The organism is Phaeobacter sp. JH20_08, from assembly GCF_048056635.1.
Taxonomy (GTDB): Bacteria; Pseudomonadota; Alphaproteobacteria; order Rhodobacterales; family Rhodobacteraceae; genus Phaeobacter; species Phaeobacter bryozoorum.
Genome location: NZ_JAYMVV010000003.1, coordinates 1 through 25959, shown reverse-complemented (window position 1 = coordinate 25959; position 25959 = coordinate 1). Strand labels below are relative to the sequence as shown.

31 protein-coding genes are annotated in these 25959 nt (G+C 56.0%); 11 read left to right on the top strand and 20 right to left on the bottom strand.

All coding sequences use genetic code 11. From position 1 onward, the window contains the following. The 3 genes from VWY75_RS01755 to VWY75_RS01745 all read right to left on the bottom strand — a co-directional run. A partial coding sequence (locus tag VWY75_RS01755; protein WP_416537116.1) for a hypothetical protein occupies window positions 1–390 on the bottom strand: 390 nt, incomplete at its 3' end. Between the two features lie 14 nt (window positions 391–404). Then, window positions 405–701, bottom strand: a complete 297-nt coding sequence (locus tag VWY75_RS01750) for a hypothetical protein (protein WP_290749358.1) — start codon at window positions 699–701, stop codon at window positions 405–407. A gap of 422 nt (window positions 702–1123) precedes the next feature. Then, entirely contained in the window at window positions 1124–2308 is a 1185-nt protein-coding gene (locus VWY75_RS01745) for a hypothetical protein (RefSeq protein ID WP_290749356.1), read from the bottom strand. 111 nt (window positions 2309–2419) lie between these two features. Here VWY75_RS01745 and VWY75_RS01740 point away from each other — a divergent pair, with 111 nt between their 5' ends. Together VWY75_RS01740 and VWY75_RS01735 are read left to right on the top strand one after the other, a co-directional pair. Continuing rightward, on the top strand, window positions 2420–2671 hold the full coding sequence (locus VWY75_RS01740; protein WP_036743750.1) for a type II toxin-antitoxin system Phd/YefM family antitoxin: 252 nt from the start codon (window positions 2420–2422) through the stop codon (window positions 2669–2671). Then, entirely contained in the window at window positions 2668–2934 is a 267-nt protein-coding gene (locus tag VWY75_RS01735) for a Txe/YoeB family addiction module toxin (protein ID WP_037931654.1), read from the top strand. Before VWY75_RS01740 ends, VWY75_RS01735 begins: the two co-directional genes overlap by 4 nt. Before the next feature lie 60 nt (window positions 2935–2994). On the opposite strand, the gene VWY75_RS01730 is transcribed toward VWY75_RS01735, so the two are convergent. The 8 genes from VWY75_RS01730 to VWY75_RS01695 form a co-directional block, all read right to left on the bottom strand. After that, complete coding sequence (locus VWY75_RS01730) at window positions 2995–3813, bottom strand: hypothetical protein (RefSeq protein WP_416537115.1); 819 nt, start codon at window positions 3811–3813, stop codon at window positions 2995–2997. A gap of 100 nt (window positions 3814–3913) precedes the next feature. Then, on the bottom strand, window positions 3914–4540 hold the full coding sequence (locus tag VWY75_RS01725; protein WP_416537114.1) for a hypothetical protein: 627 nt from the start codon (window positions 4538–4540) through the stop codon (window positions 3914–3916). Continuing rightward, window positions 4524–5321, bottom strand: a complete 798-nt coding sequence (locus VWY75_RS01720; RefSeq protein ID WP_416537113.1) for a DNA-processing protein DprA — start codon at window positions 5319–5321, stop codon at window positions 4524–4526. Before VWY75_RS01720 ends, VWY75_RS01725 begins: the two co-directional genes overlap by 17 nt. Further along, a complete protein-coding gene (locus VWY75_RS01715; protein ID WP_132953151.1) occupies window positions 5318–5617 on the bottom strand; it encodes a hypothetical protein in 300 nt (99 codons plus the stop codon). The genes VWY75_RS01720 and VWY75_RS01715 overlap by 4 nt, the downstream gene beginning before the upstream one ends. After that, complete coding sequence (gene parA, locus VWY75_RS01710; protein ID WP_037931658.1) at window positions 5562–6233, bottom strand: ParA family partition ATPase; 672 nt, start codon at window positions 6231–6233, stop codon at window positions 5562–5564. Before parA ends, VWY75_RS01715 begins: the two co-directional genes overlap by 56 nt. 59 nt (window positions 6234–6292) lie before the next feature. Further along, a complete protein-coding gene (locus VWY75_RS01705; protein WP_037931660.1) occupies window positions 6293–7321 on the bottom strand; it encodes a replication initiator protein A in 1029 nt (342 codons plus the stop codon). A gap of 317 nt (window positions 7322–7638) precedes the next feature. Then, window positions 7639–9483, bottom strand: a complete 1845-nt coding sequence (locus VWY75_RS01700; protein WP_416537112.1) for a type IV secretory system conjugative DNA transfer family protein — start codon at window positions 9481–9483, stop codon at window positions 7639–7641. Continuing rightward, window positions 9480–9767 (bottom strand): hypothetical protein, encoded by a 288-nt coding sequence (locus tag VWY75_RS01695; RefSeq protein WP_416537111.1) that lies wholly within the window; start codon window positions 9765–9767, stop codon window positions 9480–9482. The genes VWY75_RS01700 and VWY75_RS01695 overlap by 4 nt, the downstream gene beginning before the upstream one ends. 235 nt (window positions 9768–10002) lie before the next feature. On the opposite strand from VWY75_RS01695, the gene mobQ reads away from it, so the two are divergent. From mobQ to VWY75_RS01650, 9 genes are all read left to right on the top strand, one after another. Then, window positions 10003–11280 (top strand): MobQ family relaxase, encoded by a 1278-nt coding sequence (gene mobQ / locus VWY75_RS01690; protein WP_416537110.1) that lies wholly within the window; start codon window positions 10003–10005, stop codon window positions 11278–11280. Window positions 11281–11300: 20 nt separating this feature from the next. Next, a complete protein-coding gene (locus VWY75_RS01685) occupies window positions 11301–11564 on the top strand; it encodes a hypothetical protein (protein ID WP_416537109.1) in 264 nt (87 codons plus the stop codon). Beyond that, a complete protein-coding gene (locus VWY75_RS01680) occupies window positions 11564–12031 on the top strand; it encodes a hypothetical protein (RefSeq protein ID WP_416537108.1) in 468 nt (155 codons plus the stop codon). Before VWY75_RS01685 ends, VWY75_RS01680 begins: the two co-directional genes overlap by 1 nt. 48 nt (window positions 12032–12079) lie before the next feature. Then, window positions 12080–13966: a DUF262 domain-containing protein gene (locus tag VWY75_RS01675; protein WP_416603355.1), complete on the top strand. Its 1887-nt coding sequence runs from the start codon at window positions 12080–12082 to the stop codon at window positions 13964–13966. Window positions 13967–14408: 442 nt separating this feature from the next. After that, window positions 14409–15293, top strand: coding sequence for an ArdC family protein (locus tag VWY75_RS01670; protein WP_416537106.1), 885 nt, complete (start codon window positions 14409–14411; stop codon window positions 15291–15293). 519 nt (window positions 15294–15812) lie between these two features. Further along, entirely contained in the window at window positions 15813–15980 is a 168-nt protein-coding gene (locus VWY75_RS01665; RefSeq protein WP_416537105.1) for a hypothetical protein, read from the top strand. Window positions 15981–16026: 46 nt separating this feature from the next. Next, the gene (locus tag VWY75_RS01660; RefSeq protein ID WP_037240913.1) at window positions 16027–16332 is read left to right on the top strand and encodes a helix-turn-helix transcriptional regulator; all 306 of its coding nucleotides are present in this window, start codon (window positions 16027–16029) and stop codon (window positions 16330–16332) included. Next, entirely contained in the window at window positions 16329–17219 is an 891-nt protein-coding gene (locus VWY75_RS01655; RefSeq protein WP_416537104.1) for a reverse transcriptase family protein, read from the top strand. Before VWY75_RS01660 ends, VWY75_RS01655 begins: the two co-directional genes overlap by 4 nt. A gap of 19 nt (window positions 17220–17238) precedes the next feature. Further along, a complete protein-coding gene (locus tag VWY75_RS01650; RefSeq protein ID WP_416537103.1) occupies window positions 17239–18204 on the top strand; it encodes a toll/interleukin-1 receptor domain-containing protein in 966 nt (321 codons plus the stop codon). Window positions 18205–18256: 52 nt separating this feature from the next. Here VWY75_RS01650 and VWY75_RS01645 read toward each other — a convergent pair whose 3' ends face one another. From VWY75_RS01645 to VWY75_RS01605, 9 genes are all read right to left on the bottom strand, one after another. After that, window positions 18257–18763, bottom strand: a complete 507-nt coding sequence (locus VWY75_RS01645) for a hypothetical protein (RefSeq protein ID WP_416537102.1) — start codon at window positions 18761–18763, stop codon at window positions 18257–18259. A gap of 61 nt (window positions 18764–18824) precedes the next feature. Further along, window positions 18825–21365 (bottom strand): DEAD/DEAH box helicase family protein, encoded by a 2541-nt coding sequence (locus VWY75_RS01640; RefSeq protein ID WP_416537101.1) that lies wholly within the window; start codon window positions 21363–21365, stop codon window positions 18825–18827. Then, window positions 21358–22968 (bottom strand): Eco57I restriction-modification methylase domain-containing protein, encoded by a 1611-nt coding sequence (locus VWY75_RS01635; RefSeq protein ID WP_416537100.1) that lies wholly within the window; start codon window positions 22966–22968, stop codon window positions 21358–21360. Before VWY75_RS01635 ends, VWY75_RS01640 begins: the two co-directional genes overlap by 8 nt. Then, window positions 22965–23615, bottom strand: a complete 651-nt coding sequence (locus VWY75_RS01630; RefSeq protein ID WP_416537099.1) for a DNA methyltransferase — start codon at window positions 23613–23615, stop codon at window positions 22965–22967. Before VWY75_RS01630 ends, VWY75_RS01635 begins: the two co-directional genes overlap by 4 nt. Window positions 23616–23705: 90 nt before the next feature. After that, window positions 23706–23921: a type II toxin-antitoxin system BrnA family antitoxin gene (gene brnA / locus VWY75_RS01625; RefSeq protein ID WP_416537098.1), complete on the bottom strand. Its 216-nt coding sequence runs from the start codon at window positions 23919–23921 to the stop codon at window positions 23706–23708. Beyond that, the gene (locus VWY75_RS01620; RefSeq protein ID WP_416537097.1) at window positions 23908–24171 is read right to left on the bottom strand and encodes a BrnT family toxin; all 264 of its coding nucleotides are present in this window, start codon (window positions 24169–24171) and stop codon (window positions 23908–23910) included. The genes brnA and VWY75_RS01620 overlap by 14 nt, the downstream gene beginning before the upstream one ends. Before the next feature lie 164 nt (window positions 24172–24335). After that, window positions 24336–24587, bottom strand: coding sequence for a WGR domain-containing protein (locus VWY75_RS01615; RefSeq protein WP_416537096.1), 252 nt, complete (start codon window positions 24585–24587; stop codon window positions 24336–24338). Between the two features lie 3 nt (window positions 24588–24590). Then, window positions 24591–25220, bottom strand: coding sequence for a tyrosine-type recombinase/integrase (locus VWY75_RS01610; protein ID WP_416537095.1), 630 nt, complete (start codon window positions 25218–25220; stop codon window positions 24591–24593). 202 nt (window positions 25221–25422) lie between these two features. Further along, window positions 25423–25959: Kiwa anti-phage protein KwaB-like domain-containing protein (locus VWY75_RS01605; protein WP_416537094.1), on the bottom strand; the 537-nt coding region annotated here is incomplete at its 5' end.

Genomic DNA, 25959 nt, shown 5'->3' with positions numbered 1-25959 from the left:
GACAGCGTAGGCGATGTCATCACCGACGATAATCTTCGCTACATAAAAGTTGGTGTTTAGGAGATGCTTCGTCTGTGAAACTTTGAGCGGGGCCGTCTCGGCAGCTATCGCTGCAAGCAGAGATGGCACATGCGTTTCATCGGCGGGAATAGACAACGCACTGGCTTCATTGTTTTGCGCCAGCAGACCATAAGCGAACACCTCTTCGATAAGTTCAAGCTGCTCGGTAAAAATCTGCTTTAGTGATGCATCGAGGGGAGCCGTGGTCTCCACCCACTTGGCAGGATAGGTTGGTGCCTGAGAAATGGGGCCCACAGGACCTTTGACGGTCCATAGATTTACGTGTGCGACATCGAGATTGAGTGCCTTGAGATCATCAAGTATAGGCATTGTCGTCCCTTATCTTATTTCGAAATAACTAAAATGTCTTGTGCTTGTAATTGCTTATAGCGAACCCCCGGCTCAAGATGGGATCTTGAAAGCGCTTTACCAGTATGTGTTTTATCGTCGCCGGGGAAACGGTATTTCACTTCGTAGAGGCGCCACCCCAAGACTACGAGCAGCGGGTTTAGAATAAGCTGCCCCGACCGATAAGTGATAAGAAAAATCCAAAATAGGAATATGATGAGGCCGACAAATTTTCCGGTCTCTTGATATTCTAAGTTCATGAAAGACACGACGTAGGGAAGTGTATAGCTCATCAGTTCAGCCGGGACATGCTTAACTTCAATTATGTCGACCGCCGTTTTGGGCCTAATTGACCATAGCGCTAACAAAGAAATAACGAACCCGACTGAGCACACCGCGAAGATGATGATAGGGAACAGGCCATTCCGAAACGGAAGAACACAGTCCGTCCCATTCACTGGCCAGCATGGTTGGGCATCTAAGAGCTCGAACCGAAAATCTTGAGCAAGCAGAATCAGACTCAAAGGAAAGTACGAGCCCGCAAAGATTGCTATCGACGCAAAAATTTTAAGCTTCAAATTTCACCTACAATATTGTTTCCGAAGTATGCGGTATTCCCTTAGCCGAGGGTAGTCGTCATCTTCGGCAAACGCGAGCTCGGCATGCTCTTGATCCAACTGTCTGTAGTGCTGGCCGAGTATAACTAGCTAATCAATCAAGCGGAACTGATGGTTTCAAAAAGTCCCTTCAAACCATCTTGGAACGGATCGAGCGCAAGAGCTCGCTCTTCGGCCCAGACAATCCACTCGCTGAGATGTCTGTCTTCAATGTCGGTATCACCCTCAATTTGCAGACGGCGGCGTAGTTCTGCAATGAATACCAAAAGCCGCTCGCGCTCCCGCCAATTTGCCGCGTGGTCCTGAAACCGACACCAGCGCTTGTGGTCTATCTCCAGCTGTCTTTGGCGCTCACGGCGTTCTGCCTGCTCTTGTTCGTAGCGGCGGTGCCATTCTGCGCGCTCCTGCGCCTCCTCTGCCAAAAGCGGCCCTGCCGCGATAATGGCACTTACAATATCAGGCAGGATAATTGCCATCTTCTTCTTGGGCGTTTCAATCCAGTCGCGACTGCGGCCCTTGACGTAGGTGTCGAACCTCACGCGCAGAAAGCCGGAGGAAACAAGGCCTGTTTGGTGGTGATGAGGAAGGGCCGTCCACTTCCCTGCCCCTTCCATGATCTTTGTCGCCCTCGACATTTTCTCAGCAATTACGCACTTGAGCTCTTGCTCGCTGACAAGGAACATCACCTTGCCTGTAAGCTTGGCTTCGCCGATCTGTCCCCCTTGCTTCTCGATCGCGCGAAACAGGGTGCTTGTCACCCTGAAGCGATATCGGTCACGCGCAGTGAGGTCGCTGATATGAGGAAGTGATCCTCCCCAAAAGTCGCGCGACCGTTGCCGGTTTTCCGCTCGACGGCTCTCCTGTAGCTGACGGTGCTCTGCGACCCATGCCTTCACCTTGGGGTGCAGCGCTCGCATATGGTCAAGGCTTTCGTCGTCTTCATCGAAGGGTGGTAGTTCCGCAACGGACTCAGCGTCGCGAGATGGGACGGACGCAGGTACTACCGGTCTACCACTGCCCCGCGCTGGCTTGATTGAAGGGGAGGTCTTTTGGGGCGGTTCGAATGACGGCAAAGGAGGCATTTCAGGAGCACGGCCAACGGCCTTTTTCTGCCAGTAGCCCAAGGGTGGCGTAGGGATTTGGCGCTTTCGACAAAGAGCGGCCAAGCCTGGCCCGTTCGTCGCGAGTTGAGCGCCAAGCTTGCTCATGGGGGTCTGCCAGACCAGTTCGTAAAGTTCCTCGCGAGAAATTTCCTCTGCGGGGCGGGTAACGATGTCATCCATGTGAGCCCTTTCTCTCTCGTAAATTCTCCATGAAATTGACTGCCGCCTTCGTACCACCCCTTTACTTGTACTCAATGTTGTACATATAGAGGGAGGCAAAGGAGAGTCGACATGGATGTTATGACCTACTCAGACGCACGAGCTCAACTGAAGGGCGTCATGGATCGAGCGATCCACGACAAGCAGGAAGTTGTCGTGACGCGCAAGAAGGGCGAGTCCGTTGTGGTCGTGTCCTTGGACACTTGGAACGCCGTCAACGAGACGTTGCACCTCCTGTCCACACCGAAAAACGCATCCCGCTTGCGCGCGTCGATCGCGCAACTCGATGCTGGAACTGGCGAAGAGCGTGAGCTTACCGAGTGAAGCTGGTTTTTTCCGATCAGGCTTGGGAAGATTATCAGTACTGGGTCAGCACCAACGACAAGGTACGTGACCGGATCAACGAGCTGATCAAGCAATGCAAGCGGACCCCCTTCAAAGGAACCGGCAAGCCGGAACCTTTGAAGGGGGATCTGACCGGCTGGTGGTCACGGCGGATTTCTCAGGAAGATCGAATGGTCTACCGGGTTAGTGGTACTGGCGACGGCCAGAGCCTAGAGATTGCACAACTGCGGTTTCATTACTGAATTTCCTGTCTGTTGCTTCATGGAGATGGTTGTGAACAGAGCGGGGGCGTAGCCATAGCTCTATAGCTTCTCGCCAGTTTTGCTTTCGTGCCATTCGCGTATGCGCATGCATAGAAGGCCAACCAAAGGTGCTTCGAATAAGGGAATAATCGCATCGTCTGGCGTAAACGAAGGTGCTTCGTACTGGTCCATCGACCATGTACCGATAATCTCTCCGTCACGGGTCACGACTGAGCCATCATCGCAGAGATTGATCGGATAGATCAAAGCTCCATCAGACGGGACGCCGTAGCGCTGCCACGCTTCTCGAAGCGAGTCTCCCGTCAGCTGCGTTGGAGGATCAAGCGGCGGCAACTCGGGCTTCGGCTCGCGCTTCCCGGTTTTCCTTCGTTGTTTCCCCTGCCGCCAAGGTGGTGAAGGGTTTTCAGCTGCGCGCTCCATTTGCCGACGAAGGTTTCCCTCGTCAAAAGCCCCGCCTGAACTGATCTGATCCTGAAAGACAGCAGCGTAGCCGATAATCTCTGGCATCCGTCCCTCGCTCGCAGGGATGCTTGGGATCGATGTGTTGAACTTTGGGGCGAAGGAACGAATGGCCGTGCTTTCCTTTTCGTGCATCTCGTCAGGTGGGCAGGGTGCCAGAGCGAGAGACCACGGCAGTGAGACGTCAGAAACACGGTGGTAGAAACGGCCCAAGCTATCAATTGGTCGCTCCGTCAGGTCCCATGACTGCCCTATGTAGACAATCTCCTCCGCGCAGCCGATCAAGTAAACGCCGCTTCTCTGCTTAAGCCCAGTGTAAAGAGCATTCAGATCTTGATGTGGATTGCGGACAAAGACCTGCCGTCTCCATGCCAGGAATTGTTTATGGTTATTCAGCATCTATGCCTATTGTCAGTCAGTCTGTGATCATCTTTCGTAATTTGTCTTAATAACTCAATTTCCATTTCCGCCACATACCCACAAACCCACATTCTTTCATTTATGGGTCACGGTGGGTCTTGCCGGATGGGTAGCCAATGATGGAGCCTATGGCCGGATCAACAATTTTCTCAATGTCTTCTTGCAGGCCTTGCGTCCGGATCATTGCAAAAATACGAATTTCTGCGTCCGGGCAGACAGCCCGAAGGAGTTCCGCGCAAGCAAAGCTTGTCCGTCCCATGGTCAGAACATCATCCACGATGGTGATCTTGTTCGGCACGAAGAACGGTCTCTCCGCCTCGATGCTTTCCAGGTGAATAGGGACAAGTGGTCTTTCCGCCGCCGGTGAATTTGACGAACGCGGTATAGCCCTCGTTCTTTTCAGATAGGTTTGTACATCTTGGCCGAACCCGTGCTCGTGCAACACGTCGCAGATCACCTTGGCAGGCCAAAGCGCCCCATCAGGGAGTGGCGCCGAGCGCGGTACCGGCACCAAAGTGACATCAGGCCCGAGAAAAGGCCGCAGAGCGTCCGCCTTCGAGTCTTGCAGGTGCGGAACGGTCGAGGCGATGACATTGACCCGGCCAGCCTTGATCGCGCCACAGGCTTTTCGGGAGGTTACAGACAGCTCCGAGCTACCGCGTGGGGAATAGTTGGCGAAGGTGCCATACTCATAGCTCGAAGGCACGAACGCCCCCAGCAGTGTAGTTCGGAATATCGAGCAAGATATCGGGTAGGTCTTCACGGCGCAGGATTTGTGCTCCGTACTCGATGAGCTGCTTCGGCCAAGTTAGGTTCGGATTGGTTGCGACGTTCTCAAGTAGGTAGAGATCGCGGCCAAGCCGGATAGCTTCCCATCCCTGGTGGCGGGTCCCGCTCTTTTCGCTTGCTTCGATCACGATGGTAGCATCGCAGATGAGCGCCATCGTCCGGTTGCGGCGCGGGAAATTCTCGCTCTTGCCTGGATAACCTTCGGGAAACTGGGAAATCGCTAGGTGATCACGCTTGATCTCTTCAAGTAGACCGGCATTCGTGGCCGGGTACGCCTTGGATAAGGGCGTGCCGAGCACAGCTATAGTGCGCCCGCCCTCTTCTATCGCAGTTCTATGCGCCACTGTGTCGATGCCTTCGGCTAGGCCGCTGACGACAATGATACCCTGCTGCACCAAGGCACGAGTGACAGCCTGTGCTCGTTTGATGCCGTCCGGGGTGGCTTTTCTTGAGCCGACAATCGCCACGCGCGAGCCTTCGGTCAAAAGCGCGGTATCACCCGCCGTGTACAACACGTCTGGTGCGTTCTTTTCTTCGACCGGGCCGAATGGCCCAAGGGCTTCTCTCGTTCTCAGCTCTGCATGCATTCTCATCATGCGGTGACGTTTTTTTGCGCCGCCGCCCTCCCCTTTGTTTTTAAGCCACAAATCCCGCCTGCGCAATATTTCACACAAACCCACATTTGTGCTTTTGTTCATTTGCGGGTTATGCCCGCATCCTCTTCCAATTCTTGCGTGCGCTGTTCAATGAAGGCTTGGAGTTCACCTACCATTTTCCGATCCGTCGCACTGCACGCCGTTTTGAATCGCGTGTGCAGGCTCGCCGGAAGATCCAGGCTCAGGCGCTTGGTCGGCTCATCCGGCATGGTCTTCGCGACCGGCTTGTCTGCCCGTGTTGTGTCATGCCCTGCCCCGCCACGTTCAAACGCGAGGATTTGGTCATCCGTTGGCTGCTGCTTCGGCTTCGGAGCCGCCGAAAATGTCTTCTTCGACATACCGCTCAATCTCTTTCGTTAGTTGGTTGATCTCGCGGGCCGCATTGCTATCGCCAGCCCACTCGAAAATCGTTTGCCCCATGGTCATACCTTCAGCGAAGGCCACCCGTTGCTCGATCTCACTTGCTAGGATTGGCAAACCCGCCTCGGCAGCCATGTTGCGAATATCTCGCCCTATGACAGTTTTCCCTATTTTGCGGGAAACCACAAACCCACATTTGAGGGAAGGCTTGAATTCCTGCGCTTCTTTGACTTGACGCACTGTCAGGTCAGATGCCCACGTCGAGAGACCGGACGGTTCGATGGGCAACGCCACAAAGTCCGATGCAACAATACAAGATCGGGCAATCTCCTCCGCGTGCGGCGGGCCGTCGATGATGGTGTGAGTATAGTCTTGGGCAAGCTTTAGCGCGTCCCGCGCCATGTTGGCCCGTGCCATGCTGACAACCTGGAAGGGCGCATCTTCGCGCAGACTTGCCCATGTTGTGGCCGAGCCTTGCTTGTCAGCGTCGATCAGAAGCACTCGGTGGCCTTGGCGTGCCAGACAGCCCGCCACGTTCACCGATAGGGTGGTTTTGCCGACGCCGCCTTTTTGGTTCAGGAAAGATATGATCATGAGTCCACCTCACCACATTCGTGGGAAAGCGTAAAGCCACAAACCCACATTTGTGCGTTTTAATTCTGGTATGCGCCTCGCTTATTGCAGAAGGCCAGAAAGTGCTTATCGGCATCCTTCACATCGATCGCCTTGTCATGCACCCATGACCGCCACTCGTTTTCCAGCACGTATACGTCCCACCCAGGCGCAAGACGCCGCGCCTCATCATGTGTATCTGGTTTTCTGAACCGCAACGCTAGGAAGGAAGGGGCGATCACCGCCTCAGCCCCCTTGGGGCGAAAGACAACATTATCGCTTTCGATGCTCATGGTGTAGTCGGGAAGATGGTCGTGCACCGCGTCATCTTCGATGATCTTCGAAATCAATCGCCTGAATTCTTTCGTGGTTGAGCCTGACCCGCACTTGTCGCGCAAGAGTTCGAGCCCACACTTCCACTTGGGTTGTGCGCCGCAATGCTTACGGGCCAGTTCATAGAGTCGCCGTTCAAGCGGTTTTCGGAGGAAAAAATACTGCTTGTTCAATGTCAGAACATGATTGTTCTCGATGGCATCAAACACCCAATCCGACAGTGTGATCTCGACATCCTGCATCCGACCGTCACGTGTCTCCCGAACGATTTCCGCGGACTCGATCAGGCCGAACACTTTAAAATATTCCTTGCCACCTTGGCGGATATTCGTCTCGATCTGCGTGCCTTGCAGACGCCGCAGCGCATCCTTCAAGAGCTGGTAGCCTTGGCCCGAGGTCTGACGGTTCGTCGCCACCAGCAAATCATGAGCCTTGAACCGCATCGACCGGTTGACTTTGCGGCCTTCATTGAGTGCAGCCATGCACTGACTGATACAGTAGATCAGCACGTCACGGTCATGGACTGTGGCCAGCCCGTAGCGTGACGGTGAGACCTCAATCGAATTATCACCATTCTGGTAGCGTCGCGGTTTCATGTCCGGCTTGGTCGAGAGGGTAAACACAGGATGTTCCATCGAGGCCATGTCGCCCTTCGGCACCGCGTCCACAATGTCGCAAACGAACAGGTCTTTTTGCGGATGCCGGTCCGGCAGGAGCGGGGAGCGTGCATTCGTCATTTCACACACCCTCTGCTCAGCTCACGATTCGTCACTTCACACACCATGGCTCACTATCGTCATTTCACACACCGATCGTCAAGAGTCGTCATTTCACACACCAACGGCCTGTGGATAACTTTTCTAAGCTATCGTCATTTCACACACCCAGATTCGTCATTTCACACACCAAAATTCGTCATTTCACACACCGGCCTTCTGGAAAACACTATTCGTTTCAAGGTGTTGTTGGGCTTTTTCCAAGGTGTAACTCTATTATAACTCTATTTAACTCCCTCAGAACGCGAAACCTTTAACAAAATTCCAACGCACAACTTTCAACTCAGGGGGTTCTGATCGAACCTTCCCCGGTAGAGCTTGCTCTTGAAATACACATTCTGCTTGGCTTTGAGCGGGTTGCGGTTACCGACCAACAGCAGCAGATCATCTGCCTTCATGCCCGTGATCTGCTCAGCCGTCATGAGCTTCTGACGCTGCTCCGAGTAGGAAAAATCACGGCCCTCGTGCGGGGCCTTGCCCTCTCGAATTTGCTGAGAATAGACCGTGCTTTCCCCGAGATGACGCGCTGCCCATTCAGCGGTTTCGATATCGTTGAGGTTGAAGACGCGCTTGGTGATGCAGGAGCCGAAGATCGAGCGGGCATCATTCGGCCCATAGGCCTTTTCGACCTGGCCCGTGTCCTGGGTGACGAACAGCGCTTCGACACCGGCCCCTGCGGCGACATTGGCGATGTTCATGATCTGCTCCATGCGCCCCATGCGTACGAATTCATCGAGAACCAGTAAGATTGGAGCTTTGACCTTGCGCCGCCCGTCCTGGCGCACGGCCGTGCCCAGAACGAGGTTGATGAACAGGCGCATGAAGATCGCTTGCTTGTCCACCTGGTCGAGCGGCACCGCGATGAAGAGATCAACCTGATCATCAAGAAGATCATCCATGCGGAAACTGGACCCGGCCAGGAAGTGGCGCATGTTGTCGGATTGCATCCACTCGAAGGCTTTCGACACCGCCGTCTGAATCGACCCGCGTTCCCTGTCGCCTGCGCGCAGGATGGTTGCAGCGGTCTGGGCAGGACGGTGGCCGACAAGATCCCCGTTTTCGGCCCAGGCCTCAAGCGTACCGTCGAGGTTTGCTGACAGAAGCAGATCGGCGACGGCGATCAGATTGCGCCGGTTGGGTTCTTCCTGGGTCACGATCACTTCGATCGCCGCCGCGACCAGCTGGCGGGCCATTTCCGAAAAATGCGCGCCGTCGCCTTGTTCCGGTTTGACCAGACCGTCTGCAACCAGGGCCACGTCTCGCGCCAGCTCATGGGACCGGATGTAGTCGAGCGGGTTGAATTGATCCTGTCCATCCTCAACGAGGCCAAAGGGGTTGAGGACCGCTACCTTGCGCCCGAGCTCTTCGCGGTGGCGGCGCGTAACGGCGAAGTTCTCGCCCTTGATGTCCAGGACGACGACCGGCCCCTGGTGATCGAGGATCGCCGGGATCACGGCGCTGACGCCCTTGCCGCCGCGTGTGCCGGAGACGACGAGGTGATGCCCGCCGCGCCATCCCTTCGCATCGTTCTTGACGTAGCGCAGGAGCTTGCCCTTGTGCAGGGCGAGGGGCAGGCCGGTCTTGTTGCGCTTCAGCTGGGCCACGTCACGCGGGTCCATCCATCCCGCTTGCCACGGTCCGGTGCGGGATTTGCGGTTGCGGCCAATGCGCGGATTGAAGATCGCCACCAGCGGGGTGCTGACAGCGACAGCCACGCCAAAGGCCCCAAGTGCGAAAGAGATCGCCATGGCCTGTTTCTGCGGATCAGAATACCGCGCCAGCCCCTTGAGGCCTTCCCAGATAGCACGGGGCAGGGGCCAGCCAGCGCCCGTCCATGCCTGGACAGTCGCCAGTATGTCGCTGAGCGGCCCTCTGAGGGGCGTCAGCGCTGTGAGGGTGGCCACGCACAGGCAGACCCATGCGAGGAGCTTCAGCGGTGTCCTGTGGCGCTCTGCGGCGGCTCCGAGGGTGTCGAGAATGGTGGCCACGGCGATGATCGGGAAGGCATAGGTGGTCACCGGGTAGATCGCGACCGCTTGCGGAGCGAGGATCATGGCGGCAGCGGCCAGGATCACAGCGCCGATCATGATCACCCAATGGCGGGCTTCCAGAACAAAGCTCATGACCGGTCCTCTTGCGCGTCAGGAAACAGAATCTGCCAGAGCCCCCGGTCGCGATCCCGTTGGGTGAGGCGGTCTGGCAGGTCGCGCCGCACGATGCTCTGAAGAGCAGGTTCGGCGCTCAAACGGTCGAAGACCAAAGTGCCCAAGAGCCATTTGATGCGGTCTTCGTCTTTCTTCTGAGAGAGACGCCGCCTGGCATCGAGCGCTGCGATTTGAGCGTCGAGCTGAGCTTTCTTCTCGGCCAGTTCTGCGATGCGAGCGTCGGTCGGGCGGCTTTGGGACATGGGGCAACCTTTGAAATAATGGGGCTAACGTAGCGGTTGAATCTTATGTTGAAAAGAAACAAATGCGCGCTTATACATTGTCTTCGACAACGTGCGCGTCCTCATGGGGGTAAACCCCCGCGCCGGACGGCTTCCCCCCAAGGCGGCGATGCCGCCTAAACGAGGGTTTCACCCTCGCGCTCCCGACCAGCGCACCCAGGCGCTGGACCCTGTTTTGAAGAGAGGCGCTCGATCCGTGGCGATCTACCATCTCAGTGCGAAAGTGATCAGTCGGGCAGGGGGCCGGTCATCGGTCGCAGCCGCCGCCTACCGGACAGCTGGGCGGCTGCGGGATGACCGGCAGGGGTTGGAGCACGACTATTCCCGCAAGGGCGGTGTCGTTCATTCCGAGATCATGGCCCCCGAGAACGCGCCCGACTGGATGCGCGATCGCGACCAGCTCTGGAACGCGGTCGAAGCCGTCGAGAAGCGGCGCGATGCCCAACTTGCCCGCGAGATCGAAGTGGCGCTGCCGCGTGAGCTTGATCGGGGCGAGAGGTTGGATTTGTTGCGTGGTTTTGTTCAGCGCGAATTTGTCGATCGCGGCATGATCGCGGACGTGGCCGTTCACGAGGGCAAGGCCCGTGATGGCCACGGTCAGCCCCATGCACATGTCATGCTGACTATGCGCGAGCTGACCGGCGAGGGGTTCGGCAAGAAGGATCGCAGCTGGAATGCGCCAGACTTGCTGATGGGCTGGCGCGAAGCCTGGGCGCGGGACGCAAACATGGCCCTTGAGCGGGCAGGGCGGTCGGAGCGGATTGACCATCGGTCTCTCGATGTTCAGCGTGCCGAGGCCGAGCAACAGGTCGAGCGGGCGCGCGGGGGCGGGCAGGAAGAGCTGGCGCTTGAAGGCGAGAAGAAGGTGATCGAGCTCAGTCGCGAGCCCGAGCCGAAAATCGGCCCATCGGCCAATGCGCAGGAGAAACGCGGGATCGTCACGGAGCGCGGTGAGGCTTTCCGCGCGGCGCAGGCGCGCAATGCACAGCGTCAGGAGCTGGGCTGGCGGCAGTTGGAATTGCGCCTTGAGCTGATGGAGCGCGGGCGCGCCTTCATTGCCACCGCGCGCGAGCGGCTGGATCAGCTATGGGGCCGCGCCGAGGCGGCGATGTCACGGATCAAGGAGAGGGTTATGGGCGAGGTTGAGAGGCCGCAGGCTGGGGCCGAGCGGGGCGATATAGACGCGCGCCGGGCGGCGGTGTTGGGGCGCGATGTTGATCGACCCGAGGTGCAAGCGCCGGATGTCGGGCGAGAGAGAATTGCGCCCGACGATCCAGACCGAGATCGGCGGGACGCCATCCTTGGGCGTACGCGCGATATTGGACAGGAGCGGGGTGCAGCGGCGGTAGAACGGGACATTGCCGCCCGTGACGGCGAGGGCCGTGACCAAGGGCGGCGGGATGACATTCTCGGGCGTGGCCGTGATACTGCGTCCGAGCGCGGGCAGGGCCGCGATCGAGACAGAGAACGTTAAAAACTGAAAGGAACCACACGGTGTTTGAAGATCGCTACCACAAGGACCAGCCCGCTGTGAAATCAATGGCGCAGCGCATTGCGGACAATAGCCCACAAGTATTCGCGACCACTGATGATTTCGTCGCTGCCTACGGCCAAGAGGCAGCTGACATGGTTGCCAAGGGGGGCCTGCTTGCGGCCCTTTGGGATATCGGGATTGATGCTGTTCCCGCATCGTTCGAAGGGGAAGGGCGCGACCAGCCAAAGGGCTTGAAGACTAGCCCGGTTGATACGGCTTCCTAATGTTTGGCCTCTTCAAAAAGCAAGAGAAGCAAACGCAGCCGCTTCCCACGTACACGGACGTTTACGACACCATGCTGTATCAAGCGCCGGATGGGACCCCGAAAGGGGCGTTGCCGACGATCTATGCATTTCGGGTGAAAGACGCATCGCGGTCACTCGACCCAACGCCATCTTTCGCACTGCTTGAAGTGGAGGACGAGATCCAAGCATGGCAACAAGTTCTGAACGCGCCTGTCAGCCTAAATGACGATGGGCATATCACGGACGCACCGCTTCTCCGATGGAACGATGTTCCAAGTCTATTGACCGCTGATGATGAGTTCGTCGTGACGTATTTCCCTGTGCGCGACAACGAAGGTTGGCCACCTTTGGCCCTTCAGGCGCATCCGTTCGATACCGCGTTGTCGATCAAGCCCGCACGTGACCGGTACTATTTTGAACAAAACAAGTTTATCGGTTTATTTTGAGCAGAGCTCTTTAAGAAAGGCAATATTATGGATGCTGACGATCACCCCGTGGAAGTTGTACTCAAAGAGGCCCGTCGCTTCATGGTGCCGCTGTATCAACGCAAATATCAATGGGGTGACAAGCGTTTAGAGCCTTTTTGGGAAGATGTCACAGCTAAGGCCATTGAGGTTTTGGAAGGGGACGCAAAGTTCGAACATTATATGGGTGCGCTGATCCTGTCTCCGGTCGATCAGGGGTCGCAGATCGGCATCACGCCTGTCGTTCAGGTCGTGGATGGCCAACAGCGCCTTACAACTTTCCAGATCATGCTGGCGGCGTTGCGCGAAGTTGCCCGGCACCATGAGTTGGCCGACCTGATCGAGCACGTCGACGGCTATCTTTTGAACGTTCCGAAGAGCAAGGACAGCGACCCGTTGGCGAAGTTCAAGCTGAACCCTACGCCGTCGGATCGCGAGCTGTTTCACGACCTAATCGAGATGACCTATCCCGAGGTCTCAAAAAAGTATCGCCATCTCTACTGGGGACGAGGGGTGCCAAAGAATACGCCGTTTCCAGCTTTCAGAGCGTATCACCTGTTCTACAGCTGGATCGACGACTTTTCGTTTAACGGACCGGACGAAGAAAGCGAGATCGACCTCGACGCAAATGCACCAGAGACGGACGAAGATGAAGGCGTCGAACTCGATCTCGTGGCCGAACGACTCGAGGCCATACTGACGGCCATGCTAGATCGCCTGAAGCTGGTCGTGATTACCCTCGGGGAGAATGATGACGCTCAGGTTATTTTCGAGACGCTGAACTCACAGGGCGAACCGCTTTTGGCGATGGACCTTGTAAGAAACAACATCTTTCACCGGGCTGAGAAGCAAAGCGCATCGGTTGAGCAACTTTACACGAAACTTTGGACCCCGTTCGACATGAGTTGGTGGAAGGAGGCTGCGCCGAACGCCCGCCCAACTCGTCCGCGTATCGACCATTTTCTTGCGCACACTCTTGCCGCAGAGACCGGCGAGAAGATTTCCATGCGGGAACTTTATGCTGAGTATCGCGCGTTCGCCGTTCCAAAGAACAAGCCGCGCTTTGAGGACGTCGAGGACGAGTTGCGCTTGATCGAGACCTACGCACCGCTCTACGAGACCCTGGAAGGGCGCAGGAACGAAGATCCAGCCTTGCATTGGCTAGGACGCAAGCTCGCAGCTTGGCAGGTTACGACGGCCTACCCGATCGCCATGCAGATCGGACGCTCCGACCTAGACCATGACGAGCGACGCGAACTGGCGGAGCTGATCTATTCCTACCTCGTCCGGCGTGCGGTCTGCGGTCTCACGACGAAGAATCTAAACAAGCTGTTTCAATCGCTTAGCGCAGAATTCAAAGCCGAAGGACCATCCGTTGACGTGTTCACAAGGTTCTTCGCCGATCGAAAAGGCGATAGCAGCCGCTTTCCGCACGATACCGAGTTCCGTCGGGGCATTCTCACCGGCAATGGTTACGCTATTTCACCAAGACCCAGACTGGTGGACATCCTCTGGGAGCTTGAGGTTGCAAGCCGAACGAAGCTGGCCGAGCATAGTGAACGGCCAGAAGGGCTTTGGGTCGAACACGTTCTTCCGCAATCGTGGGGCGATGATTGGCCTCTAGCTGACGGCAACACGGCTGATCCCGTCTCCTTGGAACAGGAGACAATTGCCCGAAACGCCAAGCTCCACACCTTGGGCAACCTGACCCTCCTTTCAGGAGGACTGAACATTTCGTCAGGGAACAAGAGCTTCAAAGAGAAGAAGGCGAAATTCAAAGAACATACGGGACTATTTATGAACAAATGGTTTGAGAAGCACGACCAATGGACAGAAGCAGAAATTGAAGAGCGAGGCGTTGCGCTTGCGATGCTGGCAATTAAAATTTGGCCGAGTCTAGAGGTAGTAGATTTGTGACGCAAAGGTTTAGCCTAAGCCGTTTTGGTAACAAAGACGATACATAAATGACGTGATCCCGGCGGTGCGCCGGTCTCGCTTTGAACGATAGACAGGGCAGGGGATCGACGGGCTGACGCCCGCTCACCCCAGCCCTGACAGTTTCCAAATCCCTGTTGATCCGCCTGCCATCCTGGCGTGTCCGAGAAAACCGGCAAGCGCCGCCTGCGGCGTCGGTTCCGGTCGAGAATTCCGGTTCCTCCCACGCGCAGGCGCGCGGTTCCCTCCCAAATTCACGCCCTCCACCCGGTTGTCACGGCCCCGCCAGGCCGCAGGACGGGCTTTGCCCTTACCTGCTCTGCCCTTCGGAATGCATGGGCATTCCAAACAACAGAACAGGAAGGCCCGCCCATTGGCGGAAAGGGGAAGAACCCGGCCCGCGTCACGCGAAGGAGTGTCACAAATGACCGCAGAGAAGTTTGACGTTTATTCCCATGTCACCAATCAGATCATCGCACAGATCGAGGCGGGAACGCCGCCCTGGCGCAAGCCGTGGACCGGTGGCGGGGCATCGGTCAGCTTGCCGGAACGGTTTAACGGCGAAGCCTATCGGGGCATCAATATCCTGATGCTTTGGGCAACAGCCATGGCCAAGGATTACAGCTCAGCCCGCTGGATGACGTTCAATCAGGCCAAGCAGCTTGGGGGACACGTTCGCAAGGGCGAGAAATCCGCGACCGTCGTGAAATACGGCACCGTCGAGCGCGAGGACGAAAACGGCGAGGAACGCCAGATCCCCTATGCCAAGGCCTACCGTGTGTTCAACGCCGATCAGATCGAGGGTTTGCCCGCCGAGTTCTACATCCTGCCTGATCCGCCCCGTGATCTTGGCACCGTGGCCGATCCCGCGTTGGAGGCCTTCTTTGCCGCGAGTGGCGCGCAGATCGACAGCACCGAGGAACCGCGCGCCTATTACAACATCAAGACCGACCGCATCCACATGCCGCCGATCGCGACCTTTCACAGGGCCGCAGGGTATTACGGCACCTTGGCGCATGAGCTGACCCACTGGACAGGGGCGACAAAGCGCCTTGACCGTTTGGGCAGGTTCAATGACCGCAAGGCCTACGCGTTCGAGGAGCTGGTCGCAGAGATTGGCAACTGCATGTTGTGCGCGCAGATCGGGGTGGAGCCTGAATTCGATCAGAGCGCGGCCTATGTCGAAGGGTGGCTTGAGGCGATGAAGGAAGACAGCCGCGCGATATTCCGCGCCGCGTCCGAGGCCCAGAAGGCCGTGGATTACATCATGGATCGAACCGCGCAGGCCGACCGGATGGCCGCCGAGTAACAGCCCGCACCGCCGCAATGATCGAGGCCCCCGTCAGCAGGCGGGGGCCTTTTGCGTTGTGGGGTGATCGTGGATGTGGGCGGTTTCAGGGTGACCTGTCGGCGGGCAACCTGAAGGCTACCCGCCGACAGGCCCGGCGCTTCGCGCGGACGGGCATGAATGCCCGGACACCTGAAGTCGTATAGTGACAGAGTGCCCCCTTGAGATAGGATAAAAAAATCGCTCTTAGCGATCTTGTATCGCACAAGGAAGATCCTATCTATGTCTTATCGGTATGCCGGGCTTCGGTTCGGTTCGGAATAAAATCGCTGTACTTAGGGTCGGTTCACCGATCCGTGGAGGGGCTAGTTCCCTCTGACGCCTACCCCCCAAGCGGCCCCTGTGGCGGCGGCGGGGCGGCGGCCCCCCGGGCGACCCCGGGGGGCCAGCATAAGGGATAAGGACGGTCTCTCCGTTCCTCGCGCTGGTGGCGACACCCTTCCGCAATCCTGCGGCAGGGCCAGCAGAGGAGGCCAAAACATGGCTTACGACACCGACGAGATCAGCCAGCGTGGGACACGCGAGACAAAACGGAAGCGCAAGCCGACGTGGAAGCCTCGCCTGTTAAAGGGCGCATTCTGGGTAGCCTGGGGGATGGGGAAACTCTTTGACCTCATCGAATGGCTGTCCCGGTTGTCCGGCGACTAACCGCGCGACCCTTAATGTTCGCATTTTGGCGAAAGGAGGACCGAGAATGCTAGGTGAAGCACTGAGATTGATCCGGGTCTTCCATGACCTGAAACAGAACGAGTTGGCGGAACGCCTCGATATTTCCCAATCGCACCTTTCCGATATTGAACGATGCCGAAAAGTGCCAAGTCAGGAAATCGTTGCACGATACGCCGAAGAGTTTGATCTGCCAGTCAGTTCGATCTGGTTTTTTGACGAGAAGCTGACAGAAGGCACGACGCCGGGCGCTATCGAGAAAGCGCGTGGGGTTGTCGCTGACAAGATACTTGATTTTCTGAGGATGATCGAGCGGAAGCGAGCGTCATCATGACGAAGCGCCGCGACAAGTCCTATGCCCTCGATCAATGTGCCCTCTATCGGTGCAGCACACGCAAAAAGTTGTTCAAACTATTACAGACCAGTTCCGAGAAGTTTGCTGAGTTGAAGGCCGCACCCGATCTCTACAAGCCTCTGCGCAAGAAGAAAAAAGACGGAACATTCCGTCCTGTCCTTGCACCACGGGGCGATCTGAAGCGTATTCAACGGCGGATCGGAGAGTTGCTGCTGCGGGTGAAAACTCCGGACTACCTGATCTCGCCAGTGCGCGGTCGCTCGAACATCGACAATGCCGCACGGCATCGCGGTGCAGCAGCGTTCCATCTTCTCGACATCGAAGATTTCTATCCGAGCTGCACAGCCAGCAAGGTAGCATGGTTCTTTGGCAAATATCTCGGGTGCCCTCCCGACGTAGTGAAGGTCCTCCTCGATCTCACAACGCTGAACGGGGTTCTGCCAGCCGGAAGCCCTGCCAGCCCATCGCTGGCCTTTTGGGCCTACGCTGACATGTGGGACGAGATTGATCAGCTGACCCGTGATGCCGGATGCCAGGTTAGCGTGTATGTCGATGACATAACAGTTTCTGGGCAAAGCGTTCCCGGGGTGCTGATCCATGCGATCAAGGAGCGGCTTGCCCACCATGGTCACAGCTTCAAAGCGTCAAAGGAAATCGGACAGATTAATGCGCCGGTCGTCGTGACGGGCGTCGTGGTGCGAGATCGAACGCTTCTCATGCCAAACGTCCAGCATCTGGAGCGTCATAGACTGAGGGCAGAGGTCGCGAAGCTGCCCGAAGGATACGAGAAGGCTCAGAAGATGGCCTCCCTAATAGGGCGTGAAGGTACCGAGCGACAAATCTTGGCGCGCAATAATGTTCACTGATTTTCAATGATGGGTTTACATGACGACAGTTTTCTTTTCCTACTGCCACGCTGACGAAGCACTACGAGACCAGCTAGAACGCCAGCTCAGAATCCTTCAGCGTCAAGGCCTGATAAAGACCTGGCACGACCGCCGTATTGAGGCTGGGCAGGACTTCGCCGGTGAGATCGACGCGCACATTGAAGCCGATGAGATCATCCTACTGCTGGTAAGCCCAGATTTTCTAAACTCTGACTATTGTTATGAGATCGAGATGACCCGTGCGCTGGAACGGCACAAGGCGGGAGAGGCCATCGTGATTCCGGTCATTTTGCGCGATTGCCTCTGGCATGGCGCACCCTTCGGCAAGTTGATGGCCACGCCAACGGACGGCCGCCCGGTCACGCAATGGCCGGATATCGACCATGCGTTCCGTCTCGTCGCCGAAGCTGTTCAGGCAGCAGCAAAGCGCATAGGTAATCCACAAGCGGTCACCAGGCCGTCTGCGGCACCCAGCAACATGCAGAATACGCAGTCAGTCAACAGATCGACACCGGATCAAGTGATCCGGTCAAGTAATCTGCGGGTGGCCAAAACGTTCACTGACCGTGATCGTGATGCATTCCAGACTGAGGCGTTTGATTTCATGGCAAAATATTTCGAGAACTCGCTTTCTGAATTGTCTGTTCGTAATCCCGAGATTGACGGGTCGTTCCGCAGGCTTGACGCAAATCGCTTCAGCGCTGTTGCCTACCATAACGGTCAGGCTGCGAGCCGCTGTACCGTATTCATGGGGGGGCGGCATATGGGGGGCATTGCCTACACTGCGACCGAAAATGCAGACACCAACGGGTTCAATGAGAACCTAACCGTCGAGGCCGATGAGCAAACCCTGTATCTGCGGAGTATGGGGATGGCACACTTCGGCCAAAACAGAGACCAGAAGCTGACGTTTGAGGGTGCGGCAGAAACTTACTGGCAGATGTTTGTGCAGCCACTTCAGTGACAACCGCGGCACCTTCAAAGGTTTCTGTTCTCTTTGTTTTCTGATGTTTTCATCAAGGTTGCGAAACCTGCTTGGCGGGATGACGGAAGATCACGGGCGCGAGGCCAGTCTCGGGATCAATGTCGTTGAGGACAATCTTCCAAGACCTGAATACTGCTTCGATGGGTGCCCGATTGGAAACGGTGCCGGTCAGTGGAAAGTTGATCGTGCTCTTCATGGGGCCTCGAGGCTGAGCCGCACACAAGCCATAGGCACCGTTCCACATGACGATATCGCCAATTTCAGGTGAGGCATAGCCTCCCACTTGGATATCGCCAGTGGGGTCGATCACCAGCTTCCAGTCTTGGCCGTAGGAAAGGCAGAGGTCAGGCTTGTGCCCCACATAGTGAATACTGAACAGGTCACCGTCTTGGTCATGCATTGTAGCAAAACCAAGGTCCTGATCGAGTTTGACAACAAGCATGGCGAGTTCGGCCCCTCGGCCAAAGTTGCAGAGACCGATTTCTCCCACTTCGAAGTCGGCCATTGGCTTGAGAGTTGTTGAAAATTGAACTTCCATAACATCACCTAAACTGGCTGCATACACGGCTAACCATGCTAAAGAACGTAACGATTACCCCTTATTCTCGGGCGACAACGGTGTTGTACAGGCCATAACTCGACAGGCCTTCATGGCTATCAATCCCGGTGTAATTCAATGAGGCATCTTCGTATCGGCGGAAGGCGAAAACCGCCTGATTCATCTGTTCTGTGTTGAACACTTTGAGCCGAACCAGGAGATGAAAATCTTGGACTGTCAGGCCGGTAACCGTCCGAAATAGATCGGGTTCGAGCTTTGTGATCACATCCTGAAGGGTGTTTTCACGGAAATCGGTCAGGTACATGAACGCGGGAATGCGGGTGGCGAACTTGATCAGCTTTTCCTGAACCAGCTTTCGTGCAGACTTGTATTCCTTCTCTTCAGCGGACAGTTCTTTCTTTTCTTTTGGGGTCAGGTCGCGCTCTTTGGCCTTTGCCTTCAGGTCTTTGACCTTCTCGCTCTTGTTGATAATGGTCTCAATGACGTTGTCGCCCAAGGCACGCCAGCCCTCAATGCGTTCAACAGCGGCCATCGCTTCAGGGTTATCCATGATTTTGCGAAGGGTTTCGTTATCCACGTTGACCAGCAGGGCGCTTTCCCATTTTCGGGCTAGCAGCGTCGCAGATGTCCCAGCCATTGCGATGTCGAGGATACCGCCCGCGTCAACCTGGTACATGTTCGCGCCGTCATAGGCGAGCACTGGCAGGAACGACACAAGTTCCTTCACAGCGTTCTCTGGGTTCGCTTCGTTGGGTGACAGGCCGATCCCGTATTCGGACAACTGCCGCAGGGCACGCGTTGGCGCGAAGTCGAACACAAAGCACACGGGCTTTAGGATTTCTTCTTCATGCGGGTTGTCCCCGTTGGGGTTCTTGATGGACCAGGGCGACTGCACCCGGAATGCCGCTTGAAAATACGTCTCGGGAGATTTCAGGTTTCGCAGCATGAGGATGGATGACCACTGCTTGACCGTGACACCCGTAGTCAGCTTACCGCACGACAGGGTTATGCTCTTGCTATCAAAGCCGCTTCCGATCGCCCGTCGCACAGGAGGCAGCGCTTCAAGCCCTATCCCGGCGCCCGCCCCGGCAGCGCTGATGACCTTGTACTCATGCCAGAACGTATTCTGACGCTCAGTTAGTAGGTTTTCCATTGCGTGACAGGCCGCGACGTTCGGCAAAAACCAGAACGAGTGTTGCAGGTAGGGCAAGAGCCGCACGTCAGAATAAGGGAACGGTGGTCGCGTTCCAGTCTTCAGGCTATCTACCGCGCCTGGTGCATACTGCCCTCGGATGATGTCCAGCCATTTTTGAACGTCACTCTTGTGCTTGAACTGCGCTTTGCTTTTGGTCCCCGTGGCGGCAAAGAACTCGTTCAGATCGAACTCGTCAAACTCTCCCGCGCTGGCAATGGCCAGCAGCTCGTCGGGCATCTGATAGGTCAACAGCCGCATCTGCGGCAGGGAACCGTAAGGATTCCACTGATCTGGGTGAGCGGCAGCAAAGGCCGCTTTTGCCCGTTGCTCGTCGGTGTAGGTCCAGTTGAAAATCTGCTCTTCGATGAACTCGCCCGTGGACAGGGCTTTGAATGGCGTCCCTGACAGATAGAGATAGGCCTTTGTCGTGATCGGCAGAAACTCGGTTTCAGGTTCCAGCGGCTCTTGCAGGTCCGCGATCCGGTCCTTCAGCTTTTTGGCGTCTTCAAGCCGGGCTTCCTCGCGGGCGATCTCATCTTCTTCCCCAGCGAACAACTCTTTCGCTGTCTCGCGCCATGCGCCGAAATGGTATTCGTCAAAGACTACGAGGTCCCAGTTTTCGGTGTGGAGCCATTCGTTCTTGGCCTTGATGTTGCCGCGTGCATCGCGGCCCAGAAGATCCTGAAACGAGCCGAAATAGACGACCGGTTTGTTCCGGTCGATCTGTGTCGGGTCGCCACCGGTCTTGACTGACAGATACTGCCAGCCGTCAAAATCCGCGTGGTTTTCCAGATCGCTTTGCCAAGCGTCTTCAACGGCTGGCTTGAAGGTTACTACCAGCACGCGTTTCGCCCCCATCTTCTTGGCGAGCTGATACGAGGTGAAGGTCTTGCCGAAGCGCATTTTGGCGTTCCACAAAAAACGTGGAACGGCGTGCATGTCCTCTTCCAAGCGGGAATGATAGTAGGCATGGGTCTGCCTGACGGCCTCTGCCTGTTCCCGGCGCATGGGGAAGGTTTGATGGTGCGTGCCGCTAAACCGCAGGCCAGTGCGCAGCTCTGTCAGCACAGTATGGACATCGGCCAGGGTGCAGCGCATCCATTCCAGGCTTGTGTTCTCGATCCCTTTACGGGTCAGCGCGGCGCGTACCTCATGATCAGTAAAGATGGTGCCGTCCTCGCGCTCAGCGGGTTCGTTCAGCTCAATTCGGAAGTTGGTGATTGCCGCCGTGCGCAACTGTTCAGCTACCCGCCGTTTTACATCCCGTGTGGTCTGACCAACCTTCAGCAGGCCTTCATGGGCCTCATCCGCGATGGAATAAGCATAAATGCGGGGCCGCGCATCCGGTTTTGGGGAGAGGATGTCGTCGATGGACGGGTTATTCATCGGCGGCTATCTCATCCTCGGTCGGATCAAACAGTTCCTTGTCATGTGGCGCAACCTGGGCCTCGATAAATGCGATTTCTTCTGAGGTCAGGCTGTAGCGTTGATAAAGTGCAGCATCGGTCCAGTCACGGTCCAAGGGGATGTCAGGAACGAAAGCATAGACACCTCGCGCAGCATCTTGGGTAGGCTTTCTCAATGAAACCAGAAACCTGACAAAACGGGTTCTAAGGTATTGAGCATAGCGGTTCGCTTCCTCTTCAGTATCGAAGTGCCCTGCTACAAGATATGTTTCTGTACTGGCCATGCCTGGGCCCGCAATGATTGGTTTGCTCAAGAATTTTGTTTCAATAGCAGCACTCGTGCCCTGAACCCGCGTTATCAGGACTTTCCACTTATCAATCCAATCTGGATTGACCGTTATTACTTGACGCTCAATATAGCCAAGCCTTTGATTTTCATAGAGCTTCACTGGATCCTTCAAGCCGGTTGGAGAAGGTTTTCCCTTAAAGTTCGTGGGCAACCCAAATGGTTTACGACTAGAAACTCGTTTATCAAGGGTTGGCTCGTGCTTTATACGCACTTTTTCGACAATAGGGACGGCTTCATTGCGGCGAACGAGGATATCGAAAACGTCAATGTCCCGGGAGACGACGGGACCTGTTGGCTCTCCATCCCAAAAAGTTTGAATTTCACACTTTCCACGATGTTCTCTGTCCCAAAGAAAATATGAAATCCCACCCCGAATTTTTACACCAGGAAACCCTTCATATAGTTTTGGAAAATCAACAATCGAACGCATGCGCTTATCGCTGAGCATGCGTTCACGGAATTTATCGAGTCCTTTTCCTGCGGACATCCATCGTGAGGGAGTTACGAACACAGCATATCGCGGGTCCATTTGGATAGCTTTTTCGACGAACAGATGATAAATTGGCGCTGCGCTGGTACCGTGCCCCCCATCATCCATTTGGTAAGGGGGGTTCCCAATAATTACGTCAAATTGCATGTCGGCTCCAAACAACTCGGCGATCCGAGTCTTGATGTTGTCTGTGTGTATGAACGCATAGGCGTGGGTTTCTCGGTCTTCACCCCTATCCAGCGTCGCTTTACTTGCTCCGCAGAATTTGCATTTGCCTTGCGCATTCCATGTGTGCTCTGTCCGCTCAAACCAGATATTCCCAACCTCATTGTTGAAGCGCCGCGTCACCGAGTGCTCCCCATTGGCGAATTTCGAGCAATAGACGCTTCGCCGTGCCATCAAACTTGTCAGTTGGGTGGTTCCGATGCCAAAAACCTGTCGGGTCAGGATGTGATCCACCCGCTCCTGAAGGTTTGGGATTTGACTTTCCAGCCCCAAAATCAGGCGCTTAGTGATCTCGCGGAGGAACACCCCTGACTTCGTGCAGGGGTCAAGAAATTTCACAGCCCTGTCTGTCCAGATATCCGCGCCATCATGATCTGCGGCCCAAGTCGCGGCCACGTTGTCCAGCATCCGGTTGGCAAATTCAGGCGGGGTGAACACCTCATCATTCGACAGGTTTGCAATACAGGTCAGGACATCTGGGTTGCGTCCGCGTAGGGTAAAGCCTTTTTCAATATTCATGCTGCCTCCTGGGGGTTGTCGCCCTGTGTGGCCAGATCACGAATGGTCATCGGCGGGTAGGTCTTCATGGGCGTGAAAATCTCATGCTTGCCCAAGTGAGAGAACAAGGTTCCTTCGGCGCTGAAGGCCGACGAGCCTGTCAGTACGTCCAGCCGGAAATCCCGCCGCTGGAACTTGCCCTTGCCCAGATATCCCCATTCAGAAAAGGTGATTGGCGCGCCGTCATGCCCTTTCATAGACAGGGCATCGCCCTGGATCAGATTCAGTGACAGCACATGGGAAGCGGCCCTGTACAGATCGTCGGTCTCGTTGATCCGTAGGTAATCGGCCAGCACTTCGAGCATGTTGGCGCGGCATTCGATGATGTTGTCTTCCAGAAGCTCAATGCCATAAGCGCACATAAGGGCAAGCAGCGCGTATTGCCGCTTTTCAAATTCGGATTTCCCGAATTTCAATTCGACTGCGCAAAGCTTCCGCTTGAGGACCTTCACAAGGAAATTGCCACTGCCACAGGCAGGCTCAAGAAACCGTGAGTCGATCCTCTCAGACTCTTCTTTCACCAGATCAAGCATAGCATCCACCATCCATTCCGGGGTGAATACTTCGCCATGATCGGCTACGCGTTTTTTCGACTTGATCAGGCTCATGTTTTATTCATGTCAGCAGGCAAAGCTTTATCCAAGGGCATATTGATTTATTTGGAGAAATGCCCGCGCACCCCCGCGCCAGAATGCCCCTCATTCTAGACGCTCAGCGATCCACATCTTGATCAGCGCCTGACGGGTGATGCCGAGCTTCTGAGCCTGCCGGTCCAGACCGGCCACAACCCAGGTCGGGAAATCCACGTTCACCCGCTTGGCCTCGACATTGAGGCGGCGCGCCTTTGCCCAATCGACATGGGCGGACATGTCTTCGCCCGCCTCAAACCGTTCGTCGAATTCAGTCGCTTTCATAATGGTCAATCTCCTGCTTGCGAGCGCGGCGCATGGAGATGATCCGCACCCGGTCGCTCCGGTATGTGTAGACAGCCGTCCAATGTCTGGCCCCGATCATGCCAACCGCCAGAAAGCGTGGTTCATCCGTGACGTTGGCGGGCGCCTCGATAAGATAAGGATCATCCCAGAGGGCCTGAGCCTCATCAAAGTCGATCCCGTGCTTTTCACGGTTCGCGGCGCTTTTGTCGGGGTTATACTCGAACTTCATGAAGGGCAATATATATTGAAAATGGTATAATTACTATACTTTTCAGCCGCACTAGAATGACGAGATTTACTCAGCTAAAAAGCAGCAACGCCGCCCGCATGTCCTAAGGACATGCGGGCGGCGTTGCTGGCCAGTCAAGAGGCTTGTGCGAGTCCGTCACGCTATCATCTGAACATCGCCAGCTGCTGAGGCTCCACCCAATAGCCCCGCTGACGCTTGGAGGCTTCCAGTGTGACCAGAGCCGCGACGGCCTGATTTTCATCCGCGAACCAGTCCATCCGAACCTGACCGCCCTGCCCTATGCGGCCCCATTCGCGGTAGAGCGTCCATTCGCCAAACAGGTTCGGCATGACCGCCATCCGGTAGAACCGGGCAACGTTTTTGGCAGGCTGGCGCTTTTCGAGATAGGTCTGCATGGCTCAGAGATGATACTTGCGCGCAATTTCGAGGGCTTCGGCCTGTTCGGTACCGATGTATTCTTTCGTGCTTTCAATGCTGGCATGACCGAGCAGCAGCTGGGCCGCGCGCAAATTGCCGGTCTGCTGGTAAATATGGGTCGGGAAGGTCCGGCGCAGCGAATGCAGGCCGTAGAGGCTGGGATCGAGATGTGCCTTTTCCAGCCAGACACGGAACAACCGCCAGAGCTGGCTTTCGCTAAGGTGGATATTGGACCACCGTGCCCCCTGCCCCGTGAACAGCCAGCCGTGCAACGGCTTTTCTGAAGCGGCGAGATAGGCGCGCAGACTGTCGCGCGTGCCCGAGGACAGCCGCGCCTGGACCGGGCGTGCATTGCGGGCTTCGGTCTTCTTCTGCCGGATTTCCACGATCTCGCGCACCCCGGCAGGCGTGGCCACATCCGCCACCCGCAACCGCACCAGATCCGATCCTCGGAAACTGGTATCAAGCGCCACGTTGAACAGCGCCAGATCCCGCAAGGCTTTTTCCTGGCGCAGGATCATCCGGATCAGGGACACTTGGTCAGGCGTCAGCGGTGGTTTTTTGCCCACCACACGGCCTTTGTTCCAGACGGTCTCGGAAGCAGTTTTCACAGGCAAATCCTTGCGAGGTTATTAATATATAATACCTATAAACCTTGCATGACGGAAGTGGCATGTTGCCGGATGCTGCACTTTACCTATGTTTTGTTGGGTTGTCAGGCTGCAAGTCCATGCGAGCTTCTAGTAAAAAGCTCGCATGAGGGCTTGAAAGTGCGTTGCTTGCTGAAATCTACCAAACTTCCACTACAACCGATTATACTTGGATAGGTGTTGTGTCCTGGACGTCATACACCAGTGTTGAGAAGCCGGATTTAAGCCGATGGTCCAAAAGCGCCGTCATGATTTGAGCACATGTTTCGGGAGTGGCAATGATACGACCATTAGCGTCAAATGTGATCATGAGGCCATATTCGGCTTGGTTGGCTCTCAGCCTGTCCATAAAACCCATATCTCGATAGTGGCCCTTGTCGCGTATGGCGCAAGCGCGCCTCAACTGAATCTTGTTAGCCCCTACATGCGCGATAAGAGGAGCCATATCTACAAAGAGGTTTTGGAATTCTACTTCATTCTGTAGATCCACGAAGGCGCTCTGTTGGGCTTGCCGGTACCTCAAAACGGATTCGAATTTGCCTTTGTCCAGAATCAGAACGTCTTCGCCGAATACGATAAAATCGAAGCTTCGGCTGAGTTCAAAATGAGGCTGTTCATCGACTGTAAGAACTTGATCTTGAAAAATTGCGCTCCTTACAGAATGCGCTTGCTTCGTCTTCCAAGATTTAGCGGTTTTTTT